At 58.6% G+C, this 23,340-nt stretch carries 26 protein-coding genes; 5 read left to right on the plus strand and 21 right to left on the minus strand.

Going from position 1 to position 23,340, the window contains the following annotated elements; translation table 11 throughout:
* Window positions 1-50: 50 nt before the first annotated feature.
* Window positions 51-758 (minus strand): FadR/GntR family transcriptional regulator, encoded by a 708-nt coding sequence (locus JZX89_RS11835; RefSeq protein WP_149898349.1) that lies wholly within the window; start codon window positions 756-758, stop codon window positions 51-53.
* 109 nt (window positions 759-867) lie between these two features.
* The gene (locus tag JZX89_RS11840; protein ID WP_207134230.1) at window positions 868-1,368 is read right to left on the minus strand and encodes a MarR family winged helix-turn-helix transcriptional regulator; all 501 of its coding nucleotides are present in this window, start codon (window positions 1,366-1,368) and stop codon (window positions 868-870) included.
* Between the two features lie 81 nt (window positions 1,369-1,449).
* Between JZX89_RS11840 and pecM the strand changes: the two genes are divergently transcribed.
* Complete coding sequence (pecM, locus tag JZX89_RS11845; protein ID WP_207134150.1) at window positions 1,450-2,313, plus strand: 4-hydroxybenzaldehyde efflux transporter PecM; 864 nt, start codon at window positions 1,450-1,452, stop codon at window positions 2,311-2,313.
* Between the two features lie 6 nt (window positions 2,314-2,319).
* Here the strand turns inward: pecM and JZX89_RS11850 are convergent, their stop codons facing one another.
* The 3 genes from JZX89_RS11850 to JZX89_RS11860 all read right to left on the minus strand — a co-directional run bounded on the left by JZX89_RS11850 (window position 2,320) and on the right by JZX89_RS11860 (window position 4,483).
* Window positions 2,320-3,558: an aminopeptidase gene (locus JZX89_RS11850; RefSeq protein WP_207134151.1), complete on the minus strand. Its 1,239-nt coding sequence runs from the start codon at window positions 3,556-3,558 to the stop codon at window positions 2,320-2,322.
* 89 nt (window positions 3,559-3,647) lie between these two features.
* Window positions 3,648-4,124, minus strand: coding sequence for a Cys-tRNA(Pro) deacylase (ybaK, locus tag JZX89_RS11855; RefSeq protein ID WP_207134152.1), 477 nt, complete (start codon window positions 4,122-4,124; stop codon window positions 3,648-3,650).
* Between the two features lie 11 nt (window positions 4,125-4,135).
* A complete protein-coding gene (locus JZX89_RS11860; RefSeq protein ID WP_207134153.1) occupies window positions 4,136-4,483 on the minus strand; it encodes an ArsC family reductase in 348 nt (115 codons plus the stop codon).
* 234 nt (window positions 4,484-4,717) lie between these two features.
* Between JZX89_RS11860 and JZX89_RS11865 the strand changes: the two genes are divergently transcribed.
* Window positions 4,718-4,885 carry a hypothetical protein gene (locus tag JZX89_RS11865; protein ID WP_003503889.1) on the plus strand — a complete coding sequence of 56 codons (168 nt, stop codon included), beginning with the start codon at window positions 4,718-4,720 and terminating at the stop codon, window positions 4,883-4,885.
* Window positions 4,886-5,091: 206 nt separating this feature from the next.
* On the opposite strand, the gene JZX89_RS11870 is transcribed toward JZX89_RS11865, so the two are convergent.
* Window positions 5,092-5,808 carry a 2'-5' RNA ligase family protein gene (locus JZX89_RS11870; protein WP_207134154.1) on the minus strand — a complete coding sequence of 239 codons (717 nt, stop codon included), beginning with the start codon at window positions 5,806-5,808 and terminating at the stop codon, window positions 5,092-5,094.
* Between the two features lie 164 nt (window positions 5,809-5,972).
* Between JZX89_RS11870 and JZX89_RS11875 the strand changes: the two genes are divergently transcribed.
* Both JZX89_RS11875 and JZX89_RS11880 read left to right on the plus strand, forming a co-directional pair.
* Window positions 5,973-6,551, plus strand: coding sequence for a TetR/AcrR family transcriptional regulator (locus JZX89_RS11875; protein ID WP_207134231.1), 579 nt, complete (start codon window positions 5,973-5,975; stop codon window positions 6,549-6,551).
* A 144-nt stretch (window positions 6,552-6,695) separates the two neighbouring features.
* A complete protein-coding gene (locus tag JZX89_RS11880; RefSeq protein WP_153515230.1) occupies window positions 6,696-7,184 on the plus strand; it encodes a hypothetical protein in 489 nt (162 codons plus the stop codon).
* Between the two features lie 38 nt (window positions 7,185-7,222).
* Here the strand turns inward: JZX89_RS11880 and guaA are convergent, their stop codons facing one another.
* From guaA to JZX89_RS11945, 13 genes are all read right to left on the minus strand, one after another.
* Window positions 7,223-8,800, minus strand: a complete 1,578-nt coding sequence (guaA, locus tag JZX89_RS11885; protein ID WP_149898357.1) for a glutamine-hydrolyzing GMP synthase — start codon at window positions 8,798-8,800, stop codon at window positions 7,223-7,225.
* Window positions 8,801-8,883: 83 nt separating this feature from the next.
* Entirely contained in the window at window positions 8,884-9,522 is a 639-nt protein-coding gene (locus tag JZX89_RS11890) for a 5'-methylthioadenosine/S-adenosylhomocysteine nucleosidase (protein ID WP_207134155.1), read from the minus strand.
* Window positions 9,519-9,968 (minus strand): PaaI family thioesterase, encoded by a 450-nt coding sequence (locus JZX89_RS11895; protein WP_207134156.1) that lies wholly within the window; start codon window positions 9,966-9,968, stop codon window positions 9,519-9,521. The genes JZX89_RS11890 and JZX89_RS11895 overlap by 4 nt, the downstream gene beginning before the upstream one ends.
* 80 nt (window positions 9,969-10,048) lie before the next feature.
* On the minus strand, window positions 10,049-10,501 hold the full coding sequence (locus JZX89_RS11900; protein ID WP_207134157.1) for a TspO/MBR family protein: 453 nt from the start codon (window positions 10,499-10,501) through the stop codon (window positions 10,049-10,051).
* A 51-nt stretch (window positions 10,502-10,552) separates the two neighbouring features.
* Entirely contained in the window at window positions 10,553-11,647 is a 1,095-nt protein-coding gene (locus JZX89_RS11905) for a DUF1513 domain-containing protein (protein WP_207134158.1), read from the minus strand.
* 4 nt (window positions 11,648-11,651) lie between these two features.
* Window positions 11,652-12,773, minus strand: coding sequence for an imelysin family protein (locus tag JZX89_RS11910; RefSeq protein ID WP_207134159.1), 1,122 nt, complete (start codon window positions 12,771-12,773; stop codon window positions 11,652-11,654).
* Window positions 12,773-14,296 (minus strand): di-heme oxidoreductase family protein, encoded by a 1,524-nt coding sequence (locus tag JZX89_RS11915; protein WP_207134160.1) that lies wholly within the window; start codon window positions 14,294-14,296, stop codon window positions 12,773-12,775. Before JZX89_RS11915 ends, JZX89_RS11910 begins: the two co-directional genes overlap by 1 nt.
* Before the next feature lie 57 nt (window positions 14,297-14,353).
* A complete protein-coding gene (locus tag JZX89_RS11920) occupies window positions 14,354-15,631 on the minus strand; it encodes an imelysin family protein (RefSeq protein WP_153515222.1) in 1,278 nt (425 codons plus the stop codon).
* 155 nt (window positions 15,632-15,786) lie between these two features.
* On the minus strand, window positions 15,787-17,076 hold the full coding sequence (locus JZX89_RS11925; RefSeq protein ID WP_149898365.1) for an RsmB/NOP family class I SAM-dependent RNA methyltransferase: 1,290 nt from the start codon (window positions 17,074-17,076) through the stop codon (window positions 15,787-15,789).
* Between the two features lie 60 nt (window positions 17,077-17,136).
* Window positions 17,137-17,505 (minus strand): septal ring lytic transglycosylase RlpA family protein, encoded by a 369-nt coding sequence (locus JZX89_RS11930; protein ID WP_035219318.1) that lies wholly within the window; start codon window positions 17,503-17,505, stop codon window positions 17,137-17,139.
* Between the two features lie 427 nt (window positions 17,506-17,932).
* A complete protein-coding gene (locus JZX89_RS11935; protein ID WP_207134161.1) occupies window positions 17,933-18,805 on the minus strand; it encodes an SDR family oxidoreductase in 873 nt (290 codons plus the stop codon).
* Between the two features lie 3 nt (window positions 18,806-18,808).
* Entirely contained in the window at window positions 18,809-19,960 is a 1,152-nt protein-coding gene (gene queG / locus JZX89_RS11940; RefSeq protein WP_207134232.1) for a tRNA epoxyqueuosine(34) reductase QueG, read from the minus strand.
* Between the two features lie 78 nt (window positions 19,961-20,038).
* Window positions 20,039-20,731, minus strand: coding sequence for a glutathione S-transferase family protein (locus JZX89_RS11945; RefSeq protein WP_142840881.1), 693 nt, complete (start codon window positions 20,729-20,731; stop codon window positions 20,039-20,041).
* Between the two features lie 158 nt (window positions 20,732-20,889).
* On the opposite strand from JZX89_RS11945, the gene JZX89_RS11950 reads away from it, so the two are divergent.
* Window positions 20,890-21,696, plus strand: coding sequence for an undecaprenyl-diphosphate phosphatase (locus JZX89_RS11950; protein WP_174374129.1), 807 nt, complete (start codon window positions 20,890-20,892; stop codon window positions 21,694-21,696).
* An 81-nt stretch (window positions 21,697-21,777) separates the two neighbouring features.
* On the opposite strand, the gene JZX89_RS11955 is transcribed toward JZX89_RS11950, so the two are convergent.
* Both JZX89_RS11955 and JZX89_RS11960 read right to left on the minus strand, forming a co-directional pair.
* Entirely contained in the window at window positions 21,778-21,933 is a 156-nt protein-coding gene (locus tag JZX89_RS11955) for a hypothetical protein (RefSeq protein ID WP_004439462.1), read from the minus strand.
* A gap of 348 nt (window positions 21,934-22,281) precedes the next feature.
* Entirely contained in the window at window positions 22,282-23,262 is a 981-nt protein-coding gene (locus JZX89_RS11960) for a complex I NDUFA9 subunit family protein (RefSeq protein WP_207134162.1), read from the minus strand.
* Window positions 23,263-23,340: the final 78 nt, after the last annotated feature.

Raw genomic sequence — 23,340 nt, forward strand, 5'->3', positions numbered from 1 at the left:
GTGTCTCCTCCAGAGGCAGTCAGTTTCCGCCTGGGACTGCGTTGAAAAAATCAGGCTATGCCGGCGGCCAGAAGCGCATGCACGCTTTCATCGAAATGCCGCGCCATAAGCGTTGAAGCGGTTTGCGGGTCGCCGGCGGCAATAGCCTGCCCGATGGCGACGTGAAGCTCGCCGGCTGCGTGACGCTGGGCGTCAGATGTCCGGCTTTTCCAGCCGATCGGCCATGTCTGGCGCGTCACATTCTGGAACGCGCCGAGAATGAGCTCGAAAACCGGGTTCTTGGAAGCCCGGGCGACGGCGAGGTGGAAAGCAAGGTCATGTTCCATGACTTTGTCGTTGTCGCCGAAATCCCGTCCCATATTATTGGCATGGTCGAGAATGGTGAGCGCTTCCGCATCGGTGCGCCTGAGTGCCGCGAGCGTCACGGTTCTGACCTCGATGGTACGGCGTACGTCGTAAATCTGCTGGATGTTGATCTGCTCGGTATGAATGCCATGCTCGAACATCAGCGACATCGCCCCATGATCAAGCGTCGCCACGGTGGCGCGCTTGCCGGCGCTGACATCGATCAGCCGCATGGCCGAAAGGGACCGGAAAGCTTCGCGAACGACGGTGCGTGAGACGCCGAGCTGCTGGGAAAGCGAAAGTTCGCTCGGCAGTTTCGCGCCGGGTGCCAGTTCGTTTTCACGAATATGGCGGGTGATAGCGCCGATCGTGCTGCTGACCAGACCGGTTTCATGGGAAATGGCGTTATACATTTTTCCTCCAACCTGTATTACAGGTTTATGGAAAATTGCTTACAGGATTATTTGCGCCAAAACAAGCGTCCATCGCTGGTTTGATCGGATGTTTGTCTGATCCGTGAACCTATTGCTCGAAATCTTGCAAAAAACGCTTCAGCAACCCGTTCAGCGCCGCACGCTCCTCTTCGCTGAGGTGAGCGACCAGACGATGCTGGTTTTCGACATGCGCGCCGACGGCGTCCTCGACAATGACAAGTCCACGCTCCGTCAGCGATATCAACACGCTGCGCCGGTCATGCGGGTTGTGAATGCGCTCCACCAGTCCGGCCTTTTCCAGCTGGTCGATCCGGTTGGTCATCGTGCCGGAACTCACCATGGTCATGGCCAGCAGATCGCCGGGGGAAAGCCGATAGGGCGGACCGGCACGCCTCAATGTCGCCAGCACATCGAAAGCGGAGGAGGAGAGCCCGTGTTTCAAAAGCACGGCCTCAACCTCGCGGCCGAGATGTGTACTGAGGCGGTGCAGGCGCCCGAGCAGGCCCATGGGGCCGACATCGAGATCGGGCCGCTCCTTGCGCCATTGCGCCAGAATATGATCGACGTGGTCTAGCGGTTCTTTACTCATCATCAAGGCATAACAATTGATATCTTGACGTCAAGATAAAATCGAATAGGGTAGATTTGTCTTGATGTAGAGATTCTTGAAATGAAGAAAAATCCGACCTACGCCGCCGATGTGCTGGTGACCGCGCTTGCCCCGGCCATCTGGGGAACCACCTATTTCGTCACCACGGAATTTTTGCCACAGGGCTACCCTCTGCATGTCGCCATGCTGCGCGCTTTGCCGGCGGGCATCCTGCTGTTGCTGCTCGTCCGGAAGCTGCCGGAAGGCATCTGGTGGCCGCGCAGCTTCATTCTTGGCGCGCTGAATTTTTCGTTTTTCTGGGCGATGCTTTTCGTGTCGGCTTATCGGCTGCCGGGCGGTGTGGCGGCAACGGTGGGTGCGGTACAACCCCTCATCGTCATTGGCCTTTCCCGGCTGTTTCTGGCCGCACCCGTCAGGCCGCTTGCCATCGCCGCCGGATTGCTGGGCATCACAGGTGTAGCATTTTTGGTTCTGACGCCCGGTGCTGCGCTGGATGGTATCGGCGTTGCCGCAGGACTTGCCGGTGCCGTCTCCATGGCTTTCGGAACGGTGCTGACCCGCAAATGGCGACCGTCGGTCTCCAATCTCACCTTCACCGCCTGGCAATTGACGGCGGGTGGCGTTCTGCTCCTGCCGATTGCCTTTGTTCTGGAGCCGGCCCTGCCAGCACCAACTGCAGCCAATATTCTCGGCATGGCCTATCTCGGCCTCATCGGCGCGGCGGTGACCTATCTTCTGTGGTTTCGCGGGCTTGCCCGCATCGAGCCCTCGGCTGCCGCATCGCTCGGTTTTCTAAGCCCTGTCGTTGCAACTCTTCTGGGCTGGCTGGCGCTTGGCCAGAGCCTCACGCCAGCGCAGATCGCCGGGTTTGTCGCGGTACTTTTCAGCATCTGGCTCAGTCAGCGCAGCCAGTTGCCGAGGTAAGCGCCCTCAGGCCCATTCGCCCTTGCGCATAACCGGAACCGTGGAGCCATCCGGCTTCACGCCGTCAATATCCACCTTCTCGGAACCGATCATCCAGTCGATGTGGATGAGGCTGGAATTGCCGCCCTGCGCCTTGATCTGATCCTGCGACAAGGAAGCGCCATCAACGAAGCATTTCGAGTAGCATTGGCCAAGCGCAATGTGGCACGAGGCGTTTTCGTCAAACAGCGTGTTGTAGAACAGGATACCGCTTGCGGATATCGGTGATGAATGCGGCACCAGCGCCACTTCGCCGAGACGCCGTGCGCCCTCATCGGTGTCGAGCACCTTGTTCAGCACCGCTTCGCCCTTGGAAGCCTTGGCTTCGATGATGCGGCCGGCTTCGAACTTCACCCTGATATCGTCGATCAGTGTTCCCTGATGCGACAGGGGCTTGGTGCTGGAAACGTAACCGTCCACCCGCAGCGCATGCGGCGTGGTAAACACTTCTTCCGTCGGAATATTCGGGTTGCAGGTCACGCCGTTCTTGGCTGTGGAAGCGCCGCCATGCCATTCATGGCCGTCCGCCAGCCCGATCGTCACATCCGTGCCGGGACCGGTGAAATGCAGCGATGCGAAGCGCTCACCATTCAGCCATGCCGAACGCTTGGCAAGATTGGCGTTATGCTCCGCCCATGCCGCGACCGGATCGGCCAGATCAACCCGCGAGGCGGCGAAGATGGCGTCTGCGAGCTTTCGGACTGCTTCGTCCTCGGCAATATCCGGGAAGACCTGCTTTGCCCAGGAGGGGTTCGGATAGGAGATGATGTTCCAGTTGATGTCGAAATTGGAAATCTTCTCCAGCGCCGGCTTGTAGGCCGTGGAATTGGCCTTGTTGGCGCGCGCCACCTTGGCAGGGTCCTGCTCCGCCAGCAGCATGGGGTTGTCACCGGCAATCGCCAGCCGTGCAGCGCCGTTGGCATAGGCTTTCGCCATGCCCTCATAGAGCCAGCCGGAAGCCCGGTCGAAATTTGCGTCGCTGGCGTGGCGATAGCGGGCAAGCGTCGTTTCCTCATCGGAATAGAAGGTGGTGACCAGCCCGCTGCCGGCGAGATAGGCATGTTTGGTCAAAAGCCGCACCAGCGGCAGCGCCGCCAGCGGTGCCGTGATCACCAGATCCTGATCCTTCTGCAATTGCAGGCCGACTTTTACGGCGACTTCGGCCAGTTTTTCGAGTTTGACGGGATCGATGGGAGAAACGGTCATGATCTGCCTTCGTATATTTCAATCGGAGGCGCCGACCATAGCCCATTCCTTTCGAAAGCCAAATGCTTTCAAAAGCGGTGGGAAAAGCGTCAGTCCGCCACCAGCGGAGCGATGACGGCCTTCAGTGCCGCCTGCGCATCGCGAGGCGAAAGTCTCACCTGCAACCCCCTTTGCCCGCCATTCACATAAACATGCGCATGCGCCATGGATTCAGCCTCTATGGCCGTCGGCACCTGCTTCTTCTGACCGAAAGGGCTGATACCGCCGACATGGTAACCGGTGGCCCGCTCCGCATCGGCAGGCTTCATCATGCTGGCGGATTTACCTCCGAAGGCGGCGGCGAGTTTCTTCATGCTCACCTCTCGGTCGGAAGGGACAACGACGCAGACCGGTTTGCCGTCCAGCTCCGCCATCAGCGTTTTCAGCACCAGATGCGGCGGTTCCCCAATTGCCTCGGCCGCCTGCAGGCCGATGCGGTCGGCATTCGGGTCGTAGTCATAGGTGACGGTGTTAAAGGCAATACCGGCCTTGGTCAGTATCTGGGTGGCGCGGGTCGTTTTCGACATGGCGGCTGCGCTCAGGCAAAGAAGGTCTGGTAGGTTTCCGGTTTGAAACCGACGGTTATCTTGCCCTTGGCCTCGAGTACCGGACGCTTGATCATCGAGGGCTGCTCCAGCATCAATCCGATGGCCTTCTCACGGCTGAGATCGGCCTTCTGGCCATCATCCAGCTTCTTGAAAGTTGTGCCGGCGCGGTTGAGAACCGTTTCCCAACCCGCGGCATCGCACCATGTCTCCAGATGGGCGCGGTCAATGCCAGCCGCCTTGTAGTCATGAAAAGAATAGTCGATGCCGTTGGTTTCCAGCCAGCTTCTGGCCTTCTTCATCGTGTCGCAGTTCTTGATGCCGTAAATGGTGATCGTCATGCTGCCAGCCTCGTTGTCTTCAAGCTCTCCGGCATAACAAAATATCCACCTTATTCAACCCGCTCGCTGAAGTGCTCTGCGCCGTTTGAGAGGCGTGACATCTGAGCCATGCGGAATCGCCATGGCTGATATCCAAACGAGCGCGAGCAAAGCTGCATGGCTTCCCTGCCACATCATGAGTTGTAGAAGAGGCCGAAAATACCCATTATTTGCGTATCAAAGATGGAGAGAAAAATGCGTCAGGTTGCAAAGACATCGCGTAACTTCTTTGGCGAAACTTTCGCCGTTCTCGGTGCTGCGCTCTCGGTTTCGGCCGCTGTTCGCGCACATCGCAAGCCGGCCCGTGCCGATCTCGAAGCCCTCGGCATCGACGGCAAGGCTTTCGACAAGGTACAGCTCTAAGCTGGTTGTTACTTGTAGCGAGGCGGCATCGCCTCGCTTGCGCTTCGGGTCGAAATTCATATCGGTTTTCGACGCGCGAGCTGGATGTGCTGCGGATGGCTCGAGAAGCGTTCCGTATTCACGCCGGAAGGTTCCCGCATTGTCCTCGAACGGCAGATGCGGGATAAATTGTCAGCACAGGATTGCTCCGCCGTTTTGAGCGCACGTCATCGCACCGCTGCACTCTGCTTCGGCCGCTTCGACGGGCCGATCACTCTTTCCGACAAATATAACTGGCTCTCAGGCCGCTCATAACGATCCGCTTTCGCTGAAAGCGCAAAGCGTGCCAGAGATTCGTGCCGTGTTTCGCCATTATGGCTGAAGACAAGCTCGAAATTGCCCGCCAGCCAGCTATAGGGTTTACCAGCCGGCATCGGCTCAATCTTTCCGCAGCCATAGATCATGGTGAGATGCGGCGTAAAAGATGATGCCGTAATAAAGGGAAGATTTGCCCGCCAAAGGGCACGTTGCAGCATCTTCACCAGAGCCTTGATCTCCGGCATGTCGCGGCCGCTTCGCAGCACCAGACTGTTGCGATTACCAAAAAGCGACGTTTCTTCGAAAGTGATAGGAACAGGCCGCGCCTCGATTTCCCCCAGTGCCGCCTTCAGCCTGTTTATCAGCCCGCGAGGCGCAGTCTCGAAACATCCGACACAGAGCAGGGTTATATGCAGAAGCTCCACCGGATAGGCTGCACGCCTCGTCCGTCCTTCCGCATGGTGCGAGGCATCGGCAAAAATCCTCTCTGCCAAGGCTGCCGGCGGTTTCAACACGATCAAGACCTTGCTGCGCAATCGCGGATTGAAGCGCTGTATTTTCGGCGGCTCCAGCCCTTCAAAGAAAAGCTGCCTTACACCTCCTTTATCCGTCAACTCGAAACCCATGACGATGCTCCACGGCTTTTGCCAAGGCCGCGATATTATCATTGCCAGAAGGAATTGAAAGAACAAAAAGAGAACAATCGTCCCAACAGGCAGGGGGAATTCCCGGAAATAACAGCACGATGCGTTAAGTTGACATTCTACCTACTAGTTGGTAGGCAATGAATATGAAAAACCCACAGACCAGAGCCGATGATATCCTTCGCTGCGCGCGCACCCTCATTGTAAGGGGCGGCTATAACAGTTTCAGCTACGCGGATATCTCCAATGTGGTCGGCATTCGCAATGCCAGCATTCACCACCATTTCCCCAGCAAGTCAGACCTGGTCCGCAAATTGGTCGAGCAGTACAGGCAGGAAGCCGAAGCCGGGATCGCCGAACTGGAGCGAAACATCTCTGATCCGCTCGAACAGCTTCGCGCTTATATCGGCTATTGGGAGGGGTGTATCGCTGGCGCGACCCATCCCTTCTGCGTCTGCGCCCTGCTCGCCACTGAAATACCGGTCCTTCCCGAATCTGTCGTTCTTGAAGTGCGCGCGCATTTTCAAAGCCTCTCGGACTGGCTCACCGCCGTGCTGGAGCGCGGCGTCGCCCAAGGGCGCTTTGTGATGACCGGGACGGCGAGGGCCAATGCTGAAATGTTCATGGCCACTGTGCATGGCGCAATGCTCTCGGCCCGCGCCCACGGTGATGCCGCGACCTTTGGCGCGATAACCCGCCCCATGCTGGAACGCATCACCGCTTGAAAACGAAACGTCGCCAGGAAGGTGAATACATGACCTGAGCGACACCCAGACCCGGTAAATATTCAGCACTACGCTTGCAGATCAGTCGTCAACAGTCTGCTTCCTCAGGTCCCCCGTCCTTTGGGAAGAGAAAGGTAATCTCTCATGTTCGGAATTTCTCCGCTTGGCTGGGTCCACACACTCGGCAGCCTGCCGGCCATTCCCGTGGCCATTTACATGTTTGCCCGTCACGGTCGAATTGTTCCCCGATCTACGCCGGGCGCCATCTATTTTGTGTCCATGTTGATTGGTGCCGCGACGGCCTTCCTCGTGGCGCATCAGCCGGTCAGTTACGCCATTGGCGCGCTCACCATCCTGTTCCTGCTTGCAGGTTACGGAATCGAGCGCATTCTCGGCTCAACGCGCATCGCCAGATATGTTGAAACCATCTGTCTCAGTGTTAGCGCGTTTCTCTTGATGGTACCGACGGCGACCGAGACCCTGCGCCGTGTTCCGGACGGTCATCCCTTTGTCACCGATTTGAAATCGCCGCTGCTTCTTGGTGTTCAGGCAGGGTTGCTGGCGATCCTCATTGTCGGTCTGACCGTCCAGATCATCTACCTCGCAAGACAAAACAGAAACGCCGCGAACTAGTCGCGGCGTTATCGTTTAAGCTGTGTCGATAGTCGTCTTTATTCCCACTCGATCGTGCCGGGCGGCTTGCTCGTAACGTCATAGACGACACGGTTGATGCCGCGCACTTCGTTGATGATGCGGGTCGCGGCGCGGCCGAGGAAATTCATGTCGTAGGGATAGAAATCTGCCGTCATGCCATCCACCGAGGTCACGGCGCGCAGCGCACAGACGAAATCATAGGTGCGGTAGTCGCCCATGACGCCGACGGTCTGCACCGGCAGCAGTACGGCGAAAGCCTGCCAGATCGTGTCATAGAGACCTGCCTTGCGGATTTCGTCGAGATAGACCGCATCTGCCTTGCGCAGAATATCGAGCTTTTCGCGGGTGATTGCGCCGGGGCAGCGGATCGCCAGACCAGGACCGGGGAAGGGGTGTCGGCCGATGAAGCTTTCCGGCAGGCCGAGTTCGCGGCCGAGCGCGCGGACTTCGTCCTTGAAGAGCTCACGCAGCGGTTCAACGAGCTGCATATTCATGCGCTCGGGAAGGCCGCCGACATTGTGGTGGCTCTTGATGGTGACGGACGGGCCGCCGGAGAATGAAACGCTTTCGATGACGTCGGGGTAAAGCGTGCCCTGCGCCAGAAACTTCGGTGCACCCTTGCCGTCTGCGGCAATCTTGGCCGCTTCGGCCTCGAAGACTTCGATGAACAGGCGACCGATCGTCTTGCGCTTTGCTTCCGGATCGGAAACGCCCGAGAGTTCGCCGAGGAACAGATCGGCTGCGTCCACATGAACAAGCGGAATATTGTAATGGTCGCGGAACATGCCGACCACCTGCTCGCTCTCGCCAAGCCGCATCAGGCCGTGATCGACGTAAACGCAGGTCAGCTGGTCGCCGATCGCCTCATGAATGAGGATCGCCGCAACCGAGGAATCGACGCCGCCGGAGAGCGCGCAGAGCACGCGGCCGGTGCCGACCTGATCGCGGATCTTGCGGATCATCTCGGCGCGATAGGCCGCCATTGTCCAGTCGGATTTCAGGCCAACGATCTTGTGCACGAAGTTGGACAGCAGCTTGCCGCCATCAGGCGTGTGCACCACTTCCGGGTGGAACATGGTGGTGTAATAGTGACGCGTCTCGTCGGCTGCGATGGCGAAGGGCGCGTTTTCTGAGGTGGCGATGACCTCGAAACCTTCCGGCAGCTTCGTCACGCGGTCGCCATGGCTCATCCAGACCGGATAGCTCTTGCCCTCATCCCAGAAGCCTTCGAAAAGCGGGCTCGCCTTTTTGATGTCGATATCGGCGCGGCCGAATTCCGCCGCATGGCCGCCCTCGACGACACCGCCGAGCTGCGTGCAGAGCGTCTGCTGGCCGTAGCAGATGCCGAGGATCGGAACCTTGCTGTCGAACACCGCCTGCGGCGCGCGCGGGCTGCCTTCAGCCGTCACGGATGCGGGGCCGCCGGAGAAGATCACGCCCTTGGGCTGAAGCTTCTCAAACGCCTCTGCGGCATTCTGGAACGGATGGATTTCGCAATAGACCCCGGCTTCGCGGATGCGGCGCGCAATCAGCTGCGTCACCTGGCTGCCGAAATCGATGATGAGAATGCTGTCGGGATGGGCTATCTGGGTCATGGCGAGCCTTTAAAGAAAATGGCGGCTTTAGGCAACCCGCAAGCGGGCATCAACCAGCGGAAATTTGCGAAAATCGCAAGGTTTCAAAGGGCGATCACGCCCTCTTCAATGGCGCGGCAAAGCCGGTCGATGGCATCCGCCAGCTTTTCATCGATGATGTGCAGATACTCCGTCCAGTCGTCCACGTGGTTGACATCGGCCTTGCCATCGGAAATACCGCGCAAGCCGATAAGCGGCACACCGAAGCGCTGGCAGGCTCTCAAAACGGCAAAGGTCTCCATTTCCACCATATCGGCATCGATCAAGCCATAGGCGGCGCCAGAAACCACATTCCCGCCGGTGGAAAGCCGTGCGTCGGCAATTTCGGGTATGCGGAAGGGCAACGCCACCTCGGCCGGCAGGTCGAGAAACGGCGTGCAACCCTTTTCAAAACCGAAGGGGGAAGCGTCCATGTCGCGATAGGAAACTGAAATCGCCTGATAAATGCCCGTCTGTTCCAGCGTCCGCGAGCCGGCGGAACCGAGCGAAACGACGAGGTCGGGCAGATGATCCGCCGCATCGAGACCGGCAAGAACCGCCGTGACTGAAACCGCTGCCTCAACCGGGCCGACGCCGATCATGAGGGGTGAAATTCTCGCCTGCAGGTGAGGGCCGTATTCGGCGGGAGCCGCCATGACAAAAAGAACGGATTTATCCGCAACATGCAAAAGCCGATAGCTCATCCGGTAATATCCTCGCGTCCCTTCACCACCATCATCGTGCCTGTCATGGAGGCGATCAGTTTTGCCGGTCCGTCGGCAAGCGCATAGGCGCGGCCGTCGGCAACGATCAGATTATTTCCGGGCTTGATGATCTCGCCACGAAACAGGAACCGATCGCCGCGACCCGGCGACATGAGGTTGACCTTGAACTCGATGGTCAAAAGCGAGGCTTCCGGCTCGATGATCGTATAGGCGGCATAGGTGCAGGCCGTATCCAGACCAGCGGCGATGACGCCGGCATGCAATATGCCATGCTGCTGCGTCAGCTTTTCATGAAAGGGCAGTTCGATTTCCACCAGCCGGTGTTCGATACGGGTGATCTGCGCATCGATTGCCTGCACGACACCCTGCCGCGCAAAGCTTCTTTCTATCCGCTGACGAAAATCGCCGGGATCCGTGATCTCCATGGCCTACCTGCCTGCTCTAAGTCTCCACCGCAAACTGACATGGCGCGGGACGACGGGCAAGGCAAGGGTGCGGAAGTCATTTAGTTCAGGAGGCCGATGCTCGCATTCAGCAGGGTGGCGAAGCCAACCCAGAGGGCATAAGGAACGAAAAGCCACATCGATACCCTGTCACGGCGATAGGTGAGTGCGATGAAGGCGAGGATGCAGATCAGCATCGGCACGATGATGACCAGTGCGCCCGCCGGGCTTTGCATGCCGAAAAAGATCGGCGACCACAGGAAATTCAGCACCATCTGGGTGAACCAGAGGCGCATGCGTGTCCCCATCCGCTTCCTGATCCATGTCCGTGCGCCGGCGATGCCGATCAGCACGTAAAGCGTCGTCCAGACCGGCCCGAAAATCCAGTTGGGCGGATTGAAGAAGGGCTTTTGCAGTGATTGATACCATTCGCCGGGCACATTGTTGACGCCGATCAGCGCCCCAACGGCAACAACTGCAACCACGAAAACAATATACACGGCGAGGTTTTTCATGACGCTTCCAATGCGCCGGCCGCGCTTTGGTTCCCGTGCCTTTTCAGTATTTTAGCTGGCGATGCGCACGATATGCTGGTCCCATGCCACGTCACTGCGCAGGGTTTCGAAAAATCCATCATAGGAAGAAACCGCAATCCCCCGGGCGGAGGGTGCAACGCCCGCTGCTTCGCGCACGCTTACCTCTGAAACCACCCGCCCGGTTTTCGCATCCAGCGTCACCGCGGCATTGCCATTGGGCGAGGTCAGGCCCACCAGCCCCTCGCGCCGGTTGACGGCGATGGCGCCGACATAATTGGCAAGGCGCACCGTCGTTTCCTCCGGCAGATCGACGAAGGCCAAATCCTCGCCCTTGGCGAAATGGCCGACCAGTGGCGGCAGATCGTTGCGCGGTCCCTCATATTGGCATGAGAACCAGACGCGACCGTCATTGCCAAGGTCTACATGGCGGGTGGAAAGCTGCCGCAGCCGGTCCGGCATCGTATGTTTCTGGATTAACTGGCCCGTTGCGGCATCCAGAAGCACGAGAGAGGGTTGCATGCTGTCGATATTGAGCTTGGTACGGCCGAAATCCGGGTGGGTTTCGATGCCGCCATTGGCGATCACGATCAGCCGCCCGTCATCGCTCACCGTCATATCATGCGTACCGACGCCGTGGGCATCGTATTCGCCGATACGGGCAAATCCATTTTTGGCGTCGTAAAGCCCGATAACACCGCGATTGCCGTCGAAGTCGTTTTCGCTGGCATAGAGAATTGCGCCATCGGGGGAAAATTGCCCGTGGCCATAGAAATGGCGGTTCTCCGGCGTGTGCATCACAATCGGTTCGCGGTGCCGCGCGGGATCGAAGGCCATGAAGAAGGTGCCGGGCCGGCGCGCAAAGGCCACGGTCGTGCCCGTGGCGTGGCTCGTCGCCATTCCATGCGCGCGGGCGGGAAGCGCAACACGGTCGATGATCTCGCCACGCTCGCTCACCGTCGCAATACCGTAGGAGCCGTCACGGGCGCGGAAGGCAGAAGCAAAGACGGCGTCTGTGCGTTCCAGCGCATAAAGTGAACGGGGAGCCAGCGTGGCGAGAAAGGGAATGCCCGCGGCCTTGATGAAGCTGCGCCGATCTATCAGCATCCGTTTGGCGCCTGATATCATCGGCTCAGTCCCCGTCGGCGAAGGAAAAGCCGGAGCTGAGGCCGATCGCGCCGCCATATTGGTCATTGAGACGGTAGATCAGGTCTTTGCCGTTGAGGAGCAGGTAATCCACCTTGGCGCGCTGATCATCTTTTTCCAGCGCCTTTTCCACGTCCGTATCGATTGTTCCGGAAATGCGGATCATCGACTTGGCGATGAAGTCGATTGAATTAACGATGGAGCGCTGATCGGGCGGCACGAGTTCGACCATATCGGCGGTGTGCAGCAGGGTCTGAACGGCCTTGATGTTGGTGGCAATGCTCTTCCACGTCAGGCCGGAGCGCCAGTAAATGGCGGTACGGGGAAACCGCGCCTTGTCAGGCCCCTTATAGAAGGTTTCGATCCGCTGGTCACGGATCGCCTCTGAGCCATGCACGAGAATGCCGAGCAGGGCAACCAGGGCCTCGCGCTCGTCTCGAAAGACCGGATTGTCCGCTCCGGGCTGCGTCCAGTTTTTCTGCGCGCCGTCAGGGGCGTTCCAGCTGTCGGAAAGCTCGGCCGCCACATTGGCGATATTGCCGGCGATGGCCGCGCCGAAGCGGCAGCGGAAATCCCCCTTTTTGTCGAGCAGTTCTTCCGCGCCAGTGCCGTAAAGCACGAATTCCAGCGCGCCAAGCCCCTGCGCCGCGACGCTCTTGCCCTTCAGGCCGTCGGCGCTGGTGACGCTCTCATCCTTTTCCGAGAGGTAACGTTGCACCTGTTTCAGCCCCAGCCCCTTCTTGTCGGGGTAATAAAGCACGCGTTCGAAACGGTTCTGCTCGATGACAGGGCCGACCCGCACGATCTCGATGGTCGACCAGTTCGCTACCGTATCGACAAAGGCTGCCTTGGCCACCTCATCCGTCGTTTTGGAGGGCGCTGCGCAAAAGGCTTTCATGCTGCCTTCCAGCCACTCTGCCGATTGCCGGAAGTGGTCGTAGCCGGGGCGTATGAAGCCGTTCACCGCCTTTTCCATAACGCTCCGTACCTGTGCGGGGTCGAGCGGTGGCGGCGGCATCAGTTCCACATCCTGCGCCATCGTCGGCTGATTGGTCAAAAGCAGCAGCATGGAAACGAGGCCGGATATTTTTCGCATGGCATTTTTCATCAAAGGGACTCCAGAAAAGCCAGCAAAGCCTGCCGGTCGAATTTTCGCAAGGCGGCAAAGGCGTCGCGCGCTTTTTGCCCTTCGCCGCCGTGCCACAATATTGCTTCTGTCAGGCTGCGCGCCCGCCCGTCATGCAGGTAAAAACCATTGCCATTGACGCTTTGCGTCAGGCCGATGCCCCAGAGAGGCTGGGTTCGCCATTGTCTCCCGCTCGCTTCGCCCACGTGCTGGCCATCGGCAAGCTCCTCTCCCATGTCATGCAGCAGGAAATCCGAATAGGGCCAGATCAGCTGGAAAGAATGCATGGGGTCGCTCGCATCGCGGCGGGTGACAAATTTCGGCGTATGGCACGCCGTGCAGCCGGATGTGTAGAAAAGCTGCTTTCCCCGCAGAACGGTCGGATCACCGGCGTTGCGGCGCCGCGGTACGGCAAGGTTTTCAGTGTAAAAGGTTACAAGGTCGAGAACCGGGTCAGGGGCCTCCACCGGCCCCAGCCGTGGCTGCACGCCGGTCGGCATGGCCAGACAGTCCTTCTGGGCGTCGGTGCAATCGCCATAGGCGTTCGGCGCATCCAGTGTGGAGATGCCGATATCGTGGGAGAAGGCGCTGGCGCTCTGATCGCGAACGCTTGCATTTTGGGCTTTCCAGCCGAACCGCCCAAGTTTCAACTCGCCGGTGCGATGATCCCTGACCCACGCAGGGCGGCCGGCAATGCCATCGCCATTCTTGTCATCGGGATCGGCTTTGACCAGAATATCGATATCGGCAATGGCCTCGATCAGGCCAAGCCCGAGGGTTGGCATGGCGATCCGCGCCGAAACCGTCGTGTCGGCGCCAAGCGGGCCATATTGGAGGTCCGCTACGGCATAGGCAGGCTTGCGCAGCATCACCACCTCTCCATCTAAGAGGCGCACGGGCGTTTCAGAGTAGGAAATGACCGGCTTGCCCTCGGCTGCAAGGCCGGGAATGGCAAGGTTCTGCAATTGCCGGCCATAGGTCTCGTCGGGAAAATTCAGCACGTTGTGGCGCGCAATCGCCGTCCGTTCCGCCTCGTTTCGGGCCGGTCGCGCCAACCGCAGAAACAGTGAGACGGCGTCTTCCCCGGCAAGAGGCGGGCGGCCTCTGCCGTCCTTCACATGGCAGGTCTGGCAGGATCGCGCATTATAAAGCGGCCCCAGCCCGTCCGATGCCTGTGTGGAGGAGGGGGAGGAGACCCAGAGCTTCTGGAACAGCGCATTGCCGAGCTTGAAATCCTGCTTTCGCTCGAATTGCATGGTGGCGGAAGGATGCGAAAACGCGCCGCTATCGGCTTTGTTGGTACTGGTCGTTGCGCCGCCGGACATGGCCTCGAAAGGCTCGGGCCTGGTAAAATCCGTCGTCGGTGCGGTCACGGCCTTAACACGGTTATGGTCTTTTTCCGTCAGATCGCCACGCACCGGTTCGGCAAGAGATATCGACGCCACAAGGCAGGCTGCCCCGGCGAAGAAGAACGGCGTGCGGATCGGCAACAGCAAAATTGTCATTGAATCGGAAACGTTTGGAAATAACGGGCCGCAGCGGTCTGCGGCCCGTCGTAAAGCTTATTTGAAAACGGTATTGGGATTGTCGAGGCTGTCAGATCCTTCAAGCTCGATCTTGCCGAGATCAAGCGCAGCAATGACGCGTTCAACGGTTTTCGTCTGGTCGATGAGACCGTCGATGGCCGCCTGAACCACGGCATTGCCTTCCTTGTTGCCTTCGCCGATCATCTGGTCGTAGGCTTCAACGGTCTGGGCGCGCTTTTCCATCGCATGCATGGCGTCGAGCGTCTTGTTCAGCTTCGCCGTCATTTCGTCGTTCAGCGCCTTGTCCTTAGCGCCGACGAGTTCCGCCAGCGAGGCGCCGGTCATCTTCGTGCCGTCCACGCGGGTATATTCACCGGTATAGGCCGAAGCGATGCCGATGGCGTCGTTCAGATGCGAATTATAGGTGTTGTCGGAGAAGCAGTCATGCTCCTCTTCCGGGTCGTGCAGCAGTAGGCCAAGCTTCATGCGCTCGCCGGCCAATTCGCCATAGGAGAGCGAACCCATGCCGGTGAGAATGGCGGTAAGGCCGGCTTTCGGGTCGGCTTCCACCGTCTTCGTGGCTTCGCCTTCCGGCGCCCAGGCGTCCACCATCTCCTGAAGATCCTTGATCAGCAGGGTGGAGGCGGATTTCAGGTAATCAGCGCGACGGTCGCAATTGCCATTGGTGCATTTTGCCTTGTCGTAATCGGTATAGGGACGGTTGCCCGCGCCCGGTCCGGTGCCGTTCAGATCCTGGCCCCAGAGCAGGAACTCGATGGCGTGGTAGCCAGTCGTCACATTGGCTTCGACATCGCCCGCCTCGTGCAGGCTCTCGATCAGTTCAGGGGTGATCTTGGAGGCGTCGACCTCTTCACCGCTGATTTTGATTTTCGGATTAGCGATAAGGTTGGCGACGTAAAGCTCGTTCTCGTCGCTTTCCGTGCCGTAGGAACCGTCAACATAATCGATCAGGCCTTCATCCAGCGGCCAGGCGTTGACCTTGCCTTCCCAGGCATCAACGAGAGGATTGCCGAAACGGTAGACTTCCGACTGCTGGTAGGGAACGCGCGCCTTGATCCAGGCTTCACGGGCGGCCTTCAGGGTTTCTTCGCTCGGAGTTGCGATCAATGCGTCGATCGCCTTGTCCAGCGCCTTCGCCGTGGTCAGCGAATCCTCGTATTTCGCGTGCGCGACATCGGCGTAATGCTTGACGACAGCCGCCGCGTCAGTGGCGGCCTGTGCGGGAAGCGCGGTGAAAGCCGCCGATGCGGCAAGAAGCGCGAAAGAGGCGCTGAGAATGGTTTTGCGGATCATGATCCCTCTCCTTTGGCGGCCATGAAATGACTTCACGCCACAGCAGGGGAGTTCTGACCCAATCACAAACTTGTGTCAAACATTCTAGTTTAGAATGCTTTGAAACAAGCTCGGGCGGTATTTCGCAAGTAAAATCACTGCGTGCAAATCGGCTTTTATGCTTTGCGCTTCATCAAGCAAAAGAAGAAACCGTCCGTATCTGTGGTTGCAGGCGTCAGCGTCACTGTCTTTCCGTCGGAGGAATGCGGTTTGTTCGCATTTGCACCGAAAGTCGTCTGCCAGCGCTCCAGCGCAGAACCGATGACAAATTCGGGATTTTCCTCGCAGAAACGCCTGACCTGCTGTTCGTTTTCCTCAGGCAGAACGGAGCAGGTGACATAAAGCAACTCGCCGCCCGGCCGCACGAAACCCTTGGCCTGCGACAGCGCCTCACCCTGCTGCTGCACGCGTTCTTCCAGGTTGCGTGCCGTCAGCCGCCATTTGGTGTCGGGGCGGCGGCGCCATGTGCCGGTGCCGGTGCAGGGCGCATCCACGAGAACGCGGTCGAATTTTCCCTGGAAGGGCACAAGCCCGGCTGTACGATCATGGACCTGCACATTGCGGGTGCCGGCCCGCTTCAGCCGCTCGATGATTGGTGCAAGCCGCTTGCGGTCGGCGTCGAAGGCGTGAACCTGGCCTTTATTATTCATGCTGGCGGCCATGGCCAGCGTCTTGCCGCCGCCTCCGGCGCAATAATCGAGTATCTGTTCGCCCTCATGCGCGCCGGCGAGATCGGCTACGATCTGCGAACCCTCGTCCTGCACTTCGAACCAACCCTTCTGGAAGGAGAGTTCGGCGGTGACGTTCGGCAGGCGGGAAGGGCCTTCGCCGGCGGGGATGCGAACACCCTGACGGGCGATCCGGGTGGCTTCCGCGCCGCTTTCCGCAAGCGCCTTCAGCACCTTGTCGCGGGTTGCCTTCAGCGTGTTGGCGCGCAGGTCAAGGGTCGGCCGCTCATTCAGCGCCTGCGCTTCAGTGAGCCAGTTTTCACCAAATGCCGTTTCGAGGGAAGATTGCACCCATTCGGGAATATCGCCCTGAATATGGGCCGGCGCGTCACCGAGAGAGCGGGAGAGAAAGGCCTGCTGCCTTTGTTCGTCTGGTGCGGCGGGGGCGAACTTGTCGCCATCGAATTCCGCCGCCAGTTCCGAAAAGCTTTTGCCCCATTGGCGCAGCAGCACGGCATAACCAAGCGAGGCGGCGCTGTCGTCATCCATCAGCCAGGCGTGCGACAGCTTCATGCGCAACGCGTCGTAGACGATGTTGCCGATCGCAGCCCGGTCGCCGGACCCGGCGAAACGATGGGCAAGGCCCCAGTCCTTCAAGGCATCGGCGACGGGACGCCTGCGTCCCTCGATATCCGCCAATACTTCGATTGCTCCGGCCAAACGCCCGCCCAAACGCATTGTCTACCTCTTTTGCTGATAAGCCCGGTTGGTAGACGCGAATGGCGGCGAGGGCAAGGCTCAATCGGCCTTGACGATCTCGTAGCAGACCTTGGCTGTGCCAGAGCTGATCATGCCGATGTTCTTGGCGGCAGCCTTGGAAAGATCGAGAACGCGACCCTTGATGAACGGACCGCGGTCATTGATGCGCACCACCACGGCCTTGCCGTTGCGGGCATTGGTAACCTTGACCTTGGTGCCGAACCGCAGGGAGCGGTGAGCGGCGGTCAGGTTGGCGGCGTTCATACGCTCGCCCGAAGCAGTCTTGGAGGTCAACGCATACCACGATGCGCCTCCACAACCATTTGCCGCATTCGCCTGAAGAGGCGCGATGATGGAACAGGCGGCTATAGTTGCAGCGGTGAAAGTTATACGACGGATATTCAACAAACTGTGCTTCCCTGAAAATCGGCCCCGCGCCGATTGATTGTGCCCTTGCTAAACGACCATGAACTGGCCTGAACGCCTTTTGATGCGAGATTGTAGGGCGAGGGAAAAATGGCGAAAAAAAGCTAAGCTCAAATCACGAAGTGTTACAGACTGTAATATTCGTGATCATTAGCCGGAAAGGTGTTTGTAGGGCGGACGGATAAAAAAATGGAAAAAATAACGCAGAATCAACGCGCAATCGAAATGCTGTTACAAGTCACGGCTTCGTGAATCCACTTCACGAAATGTGAGTGAAATATTTTTCTAATTGCTATGATTTTAGTGAATTTTGTTTGGTTAATAAAGTCCTAATTGACCAAAATGCGACGAAAACCATCCTCAAAAGTAGGTTTGGAAGGATTTTTCATCGCTTTTAACGGCTACGTCTTCAGCCTCGCCAGAGACCGTTTGCCCACAACTGCGTCAGCGAGATTTTGTAATCCGGAAAGTCGAAATTGAAGCCGAGGCTGCGTATTTTAGCGTTGGAAACACGCTTGTTCTCGCCGTAGAAGGAGCGCGCCATAGGGGTCAAATCGGCGGTTTCGAATGCCTGTTCGGGCGGCGGCTCCACACCCATCAACGTCGCGGCGAAGCTCACAACATCCTGCGGCGGGCAGGGTTCGTCATCGGTAACGTTGAACGTACCGCGTTCGTTCCTGCTCGCCAGAAAGGCAAGTGCCGCACCGATATCCTCGACCCTGATGCGATTGAACACCTGATCTTTCTTCACCAGCCTTCGCGCCGTTCCCTTTTCGAAATTCATGAAGGCATTGCGTCCGGGGCCATAAATTCCGGACAGACGAAGGGTGACAAGCGGCACATCCGCTTTTTGGGCGGCCGCAGTCCAGGCAGCTTCGGCAGCGACCCGCTCCACGGAACGGGCGGAGACGGGGCGACAGGGGCTTTCTTCATCCACCCAGGCGCCGTCATGATCGCCATAAACACCGACGGTGGAGAGATAAGCCATCCATTCCAGCTTCGGCAGAAACCGTTTTAGATCATCGCCCATCAGCGCCAGCAACGGATCACCTTGCCCGCCGGGCGCGATGGACTGGACGAGATGTGTGATATTGCCCATCGCTGCGATGAGATCGTCATTAAGATGGACGCCGTCAAAAAGGAACGGCGTCATGCCTGCGGCTTCGAGGTTCGGAAACTTATTCTGACTGCGCGTCGTACCGGAAATAGTATCCGCCACGGATTTCAGCGCGTTTGCGATGGCTTTTCCCGAATATCCCGCGCCAAAAATCATCACATGCATGCGTCACGCCTCTGCCAGTTGCCATTCCATTTCCGCCTCCGGATCGGTCTCCGCGGCGCGGGTGGCAGAGTATGTACGGAATTCTTCCCTGTCCATAAGTTGTGACAAAGCCCATGCGGCCATACCGCGCACTTCCGGTGAAGGGTCTGTTTCGGCAAGCGCCTTACATGGTTTCACGAATTGCCGGTCGGCGGAGTTTCCCGCCGCGATCAGCACGTTGCGGATAAAACGGTTGCGGCCGATCCGTTTGACCGGAGAGCCGCTGAAAAAGCTGCGGAAGGCGGCATCGTCGAGGGTCAGCAGAAAGGAAATGGAAGGTTCCTTCAGGTCCTCGCGCGCCTGCAATTTCATCTCGGAGGCGCTCGCTGCAAACTTGTTCCACGGACAGGCGGCAAGGCAATCGTCGCAACCATAGATGCGGTTGCCGATCATCGGCCGTAATTCGTGCGGAATGACGCCCTTATGCTCGATGGTGAGATAGGAGATGCATCGGCGCGCATCGAGCTGATAGGGGGCGGGAAAAGCGGCCGTCGGACAGGCATCGAGACAGGCGCGACAGGAACCGCAATGATCCTTCTCCGCCTCATCAAGACAGAGCTCGGCGGTGGTGAACATGCTGCCGAGAAACAGCCAGGAACCATGTGTGCGGCTGACGAGGTTGGTGTGCTTGCCCTGCCAGCCAAGCCCTGCGGCGGCGGCAAGCGGTTTTTCCATCACCGGCGCGGTATCGACAAAGACCTTCACATCCTCGCCGGCACGTGCCGCAAAACGGGTGGCGATTTCCTTCAGCCGTCCCTTGATAATGTCGTGATAATCGCGATTGCGGGCATAGACCGAAATGGCTGCCTTGTCCGGTTTCGAAAGTACGCCACGCGGGTCTTCCTCCGGGCCGTAATTCAATCCGAACATGACGATGGAGCGCACGTCGCCCCATAGCGTTTTCGGCTGAGCCCGGCGGGCCTCCGTTTCCTCCATCCAGGCCATCGTGCCGTGGTAACCCTTGTCGAGAAACAACCTCAGCCGTTCCGGGGCCAGCGGAATGCTGTCCGGTGCGGTGATGCGGCAGAGATCAAAGCCAAGCGAAAGCGCTTCCTGGCGAACGAAATCCGTCAGTTTGCGGGCGCGTATTCGCTGCTTGTCGCTGGCAACGTCGATGGTCGTTTCTCCCGAGGGTTATTCTGCGACTTATATATGCTCAACGCAGGCCGCAGCAAATAACCGGGAAGGCGAGGCTTAAAAATCCAGGTCGGCGTAGTGCGAGGAGGGGGCAAGGCGCGGAATGCGTTCACTCAGGAACGGCCGGAACGATGGGCGGGATTTCAGCCGCTGGTACCATTCCTTGGCGATGGGCGCTTCGAGCCAGTTGATCTCACCAAGATAGTCCAGCACCGAAACACCCGCTGCGGCGGCAAGGTCGGCATAGCTCAACCGGTCGCCGGCCAGCCATGTGCGCGAACCCGCCAGCCATTCCAGATATTTGATGTGCTGGCGGATATTGTTGCGGGCAGTGCGCAACAGCTTGGAATCCGGCGGCCCGCCACCCTGCGCGGTCGTCATCTGCAATTTATAAACTCGCTCCCGCACCAGCGGCCGCGTCACGTCATTTTCCATCTTCTGCAGAAACCACTCCGTCAGGCGGCGGATTTCCGCGCGCTGAAACGGGTCTTCTGCCAGAAGTCGCCTGTCGCGTTTCAAAACCCCATGCGTTTCATCAAGAAACTCGGCAAGCACGTAAGGCCCGCTGAGGGAACGCATATTGTCATCCAGATAGACAGGCAGGGTGCCGGCCGGATTGAGCGCCAGAAACTCCCGCCGTCTTTCCCACGGCTGCTCTTCCACGAGATCGGTTTGGAACCCGTATTCTGCGAGGATCAGACGAACGAACCGGGATGCGGTCGACATCGGAGAATGATAGAGAGTTGGCATCGGTACTCAATTTTTACAATTGGTTGTCATGATCGGCATTTGCCGGAAAACTTTTTCAGTTTCGCTTCATCAAGACGCTATAAGAGCTTGGCTACTTTAAAACAAGTTTAACGAAATTTCATTCCCTTCCCGCTTTCCCCTGAAAAAAAGGATACGTCATGGGTGACCAATCGATCATCAGCGCGCTTCTGCTGGGCATTATCGAGGGTCTGACGGAGTTTATTCCCGTTTCCTCAACGGCGCATGTGCTGCTGGCCGGGCACTTCCTCGGCTTCAAATCACCCGGCAATACCTTTGCCGTCCTTATTCAGCTCGGTGCGATCCTCGCGATCCTTCTTGTTTATTTTCAAAAGCTTGTATCGATCGCACTTGCCCTGCCGACCAGCGCCAAGGCGCGCCACTTCGTGCTGGCCGTCGCGCTTGCCTTCCTGCCGGCGGCGGTGATCGGCGCGTTGGCGCACGACTTCATCAAGACGGTGCTGTTCGAAACGCCGATGCTGATTTGCGTCGTCCTGATTATCGGCGGCGTCATATTGCTCGCTGTCGACCGCATGCCATTAAAACCGAAATATACCGACATCATGGATTATCCGCCGTCGCTTGCCTTCAAGATCGGCCTCTTCCAGTGCCTGGCAATGATCCCTGGCACCTCTCGCTCGGGCGCCACCATTGTCGGCTCGCTGCTGATGGGCACGGACAAGCGGTCCGCCGCCGAATTTTCGTTCTTCCTGGCGATGCCGACCATGCTTGGCGCTTTCACCCTCGATCTCTACAAGAACCGCGATGCGCTGAGCTTTGATGACGGCGCGCTGATCGCCGTCGGTTTCATCGCCGCTTTCGTCTCCGGCCTGTTCGTCGTGCGCTCGTTGCTGGACTACGTCTCGCGCCGGGGTTTTGCCGCCTTCGCCTGGTGGCGCATTGCTATCGGGTCGCTCGGCCTGATCGCGCTTCTGGTCTTCGGGTAATCCACTCGCGGACCTGCGAACCAAAAAGAAAAAGCGCCCCGGGAAACCAGAGGCGCTTTTTTTGAATCTTGTGAAAGCCGATCAGTTGGTGCTGATCGAAGCCGTTGCGCAGGGGTCGACGCCGTAGGCGGGAGCGCAACCGCTCTTGCCCGCTGCAACCGTTCCCGGCGCCATGAAAGAACCCGCCAGAACCACCAAAGCCGCACACGCAAAAAAGAGTGCGATAGATCTGCCCATTTTATGATTGCCTTTCAGACGTTCGTTCGCGCGGCTCATGCCGCCGTGTGTGAATTGAGGGTCCGGGATATGTTTGGAATGTGGCCAATATCAATAAAGCAGCTTGCTGAATACCGGGTTAATGCGAAGTCTTTTCCACAGTTGCGCTTGTGCCACGCTTACGTGTTGCGGCCGAAGGCCGTTAACTTTTACCCGGCTTTGCAAACCCGCCCCTGTCGATGCTGCACCTCCCCTTCAGTTGAGAGGGAAATGCACTCATAACGGTTTGGTTGCAATTCAATCGCGCAAAAAGAAAAAGCGGGAATGGCTCCCGCTTCCGTTCAGAATGGCGATGCCTGAAGCGAAGTTTCAGGCGGCTTTTCCGGCGTTGGAGAACTGACCGTGTGTGCGGTACTGCACCATGTAAGAGGGCAGAACCGAAGCGACACGGACGGGGTTGATGCCGATGCCTTCCAGTGTCAGGCCGTTCTTTTCCGCCTCGCTGGAAACGACATTGTCCTTTTTCAGCATGGTCACCTGATCGGCCGTCAGCGGTGGCGTGATGAGCGGCACCATTGAAGCGATCTTGCCGATCGTCGAAGCGATGCCGAAAGGCAGATTGACGAAAGGACGCTGACGGTAAGTTGCGGCAAGAACCGCCTCGAGACAGTCGCGGAACGTCATCACGTCCTGACCGCCGAGTTCATAGATTGCGCCGGGCTTCAGTTTGCCATCGACGCTGCGGGCGACGGCTTCGGCGACATCCTCGACATAAACCGGCTGGAATTTGGTTTTTCCGCCGCCGATCAGCGGCAGGAAAGGCAGGCTGCGGGCCATCTTGGCAAATTTGTTGAAGAAATCGTCTTCCGGTCCGAAAATGATCGATGGACGCAGGATCACGGCGCCGGGCAGGACGGTATGAATGGCGGCCTCGGCGCGGCCCTTGGTGCGGCCGTAGCCGGTCTGCGAACCCGCATCCGCGCCGATCGCGGAGATATGCGTCAGCGTCGCACCGACATTGCGGGCGGCTTCGGCAATGGCTTTGGCGCCGAATTCCTGCACGGCGTCAAAGGTGTTGCGGCCGCTTTCAGTGAGGATGCCGACGCAATTGACCACATGGTCAGCGTCTTCGACGGCTTTGATGATGGAGTCGCGATAACGCAGGTTCGCCTGGGCAAAGGAAATCTGGCCAACATTGCCGAGTGGCTGCAGGAAACCGGCAAGATCCGGGCGGCGCACGGCAACACGGATGCGATAACCGCGTCTCGCGAGAATTCTCACGACATGCCGCCCGACAAAACCCGAACCGCCGAAAACGGTGACGAGGGGTGGAAGGTTGGCCAAGGTCATGGGAGGCTCCTCAGAAGCTGTCGATAAAGTGTTTTTCAGTCTCTTAGCCCAAAGCCGCGCGCGCGTGAAGAGACGTTC

Source organism: Agrobacterium burrii, assembly GCF_017313405.1.
GTDB classification, from domain to species: Bacteria; Pseudomonadota; Alphaproteobacteria; order Rhizobiales; family Rhizobiaceae; genus Agrobacterium; species Agrobacterium burrii.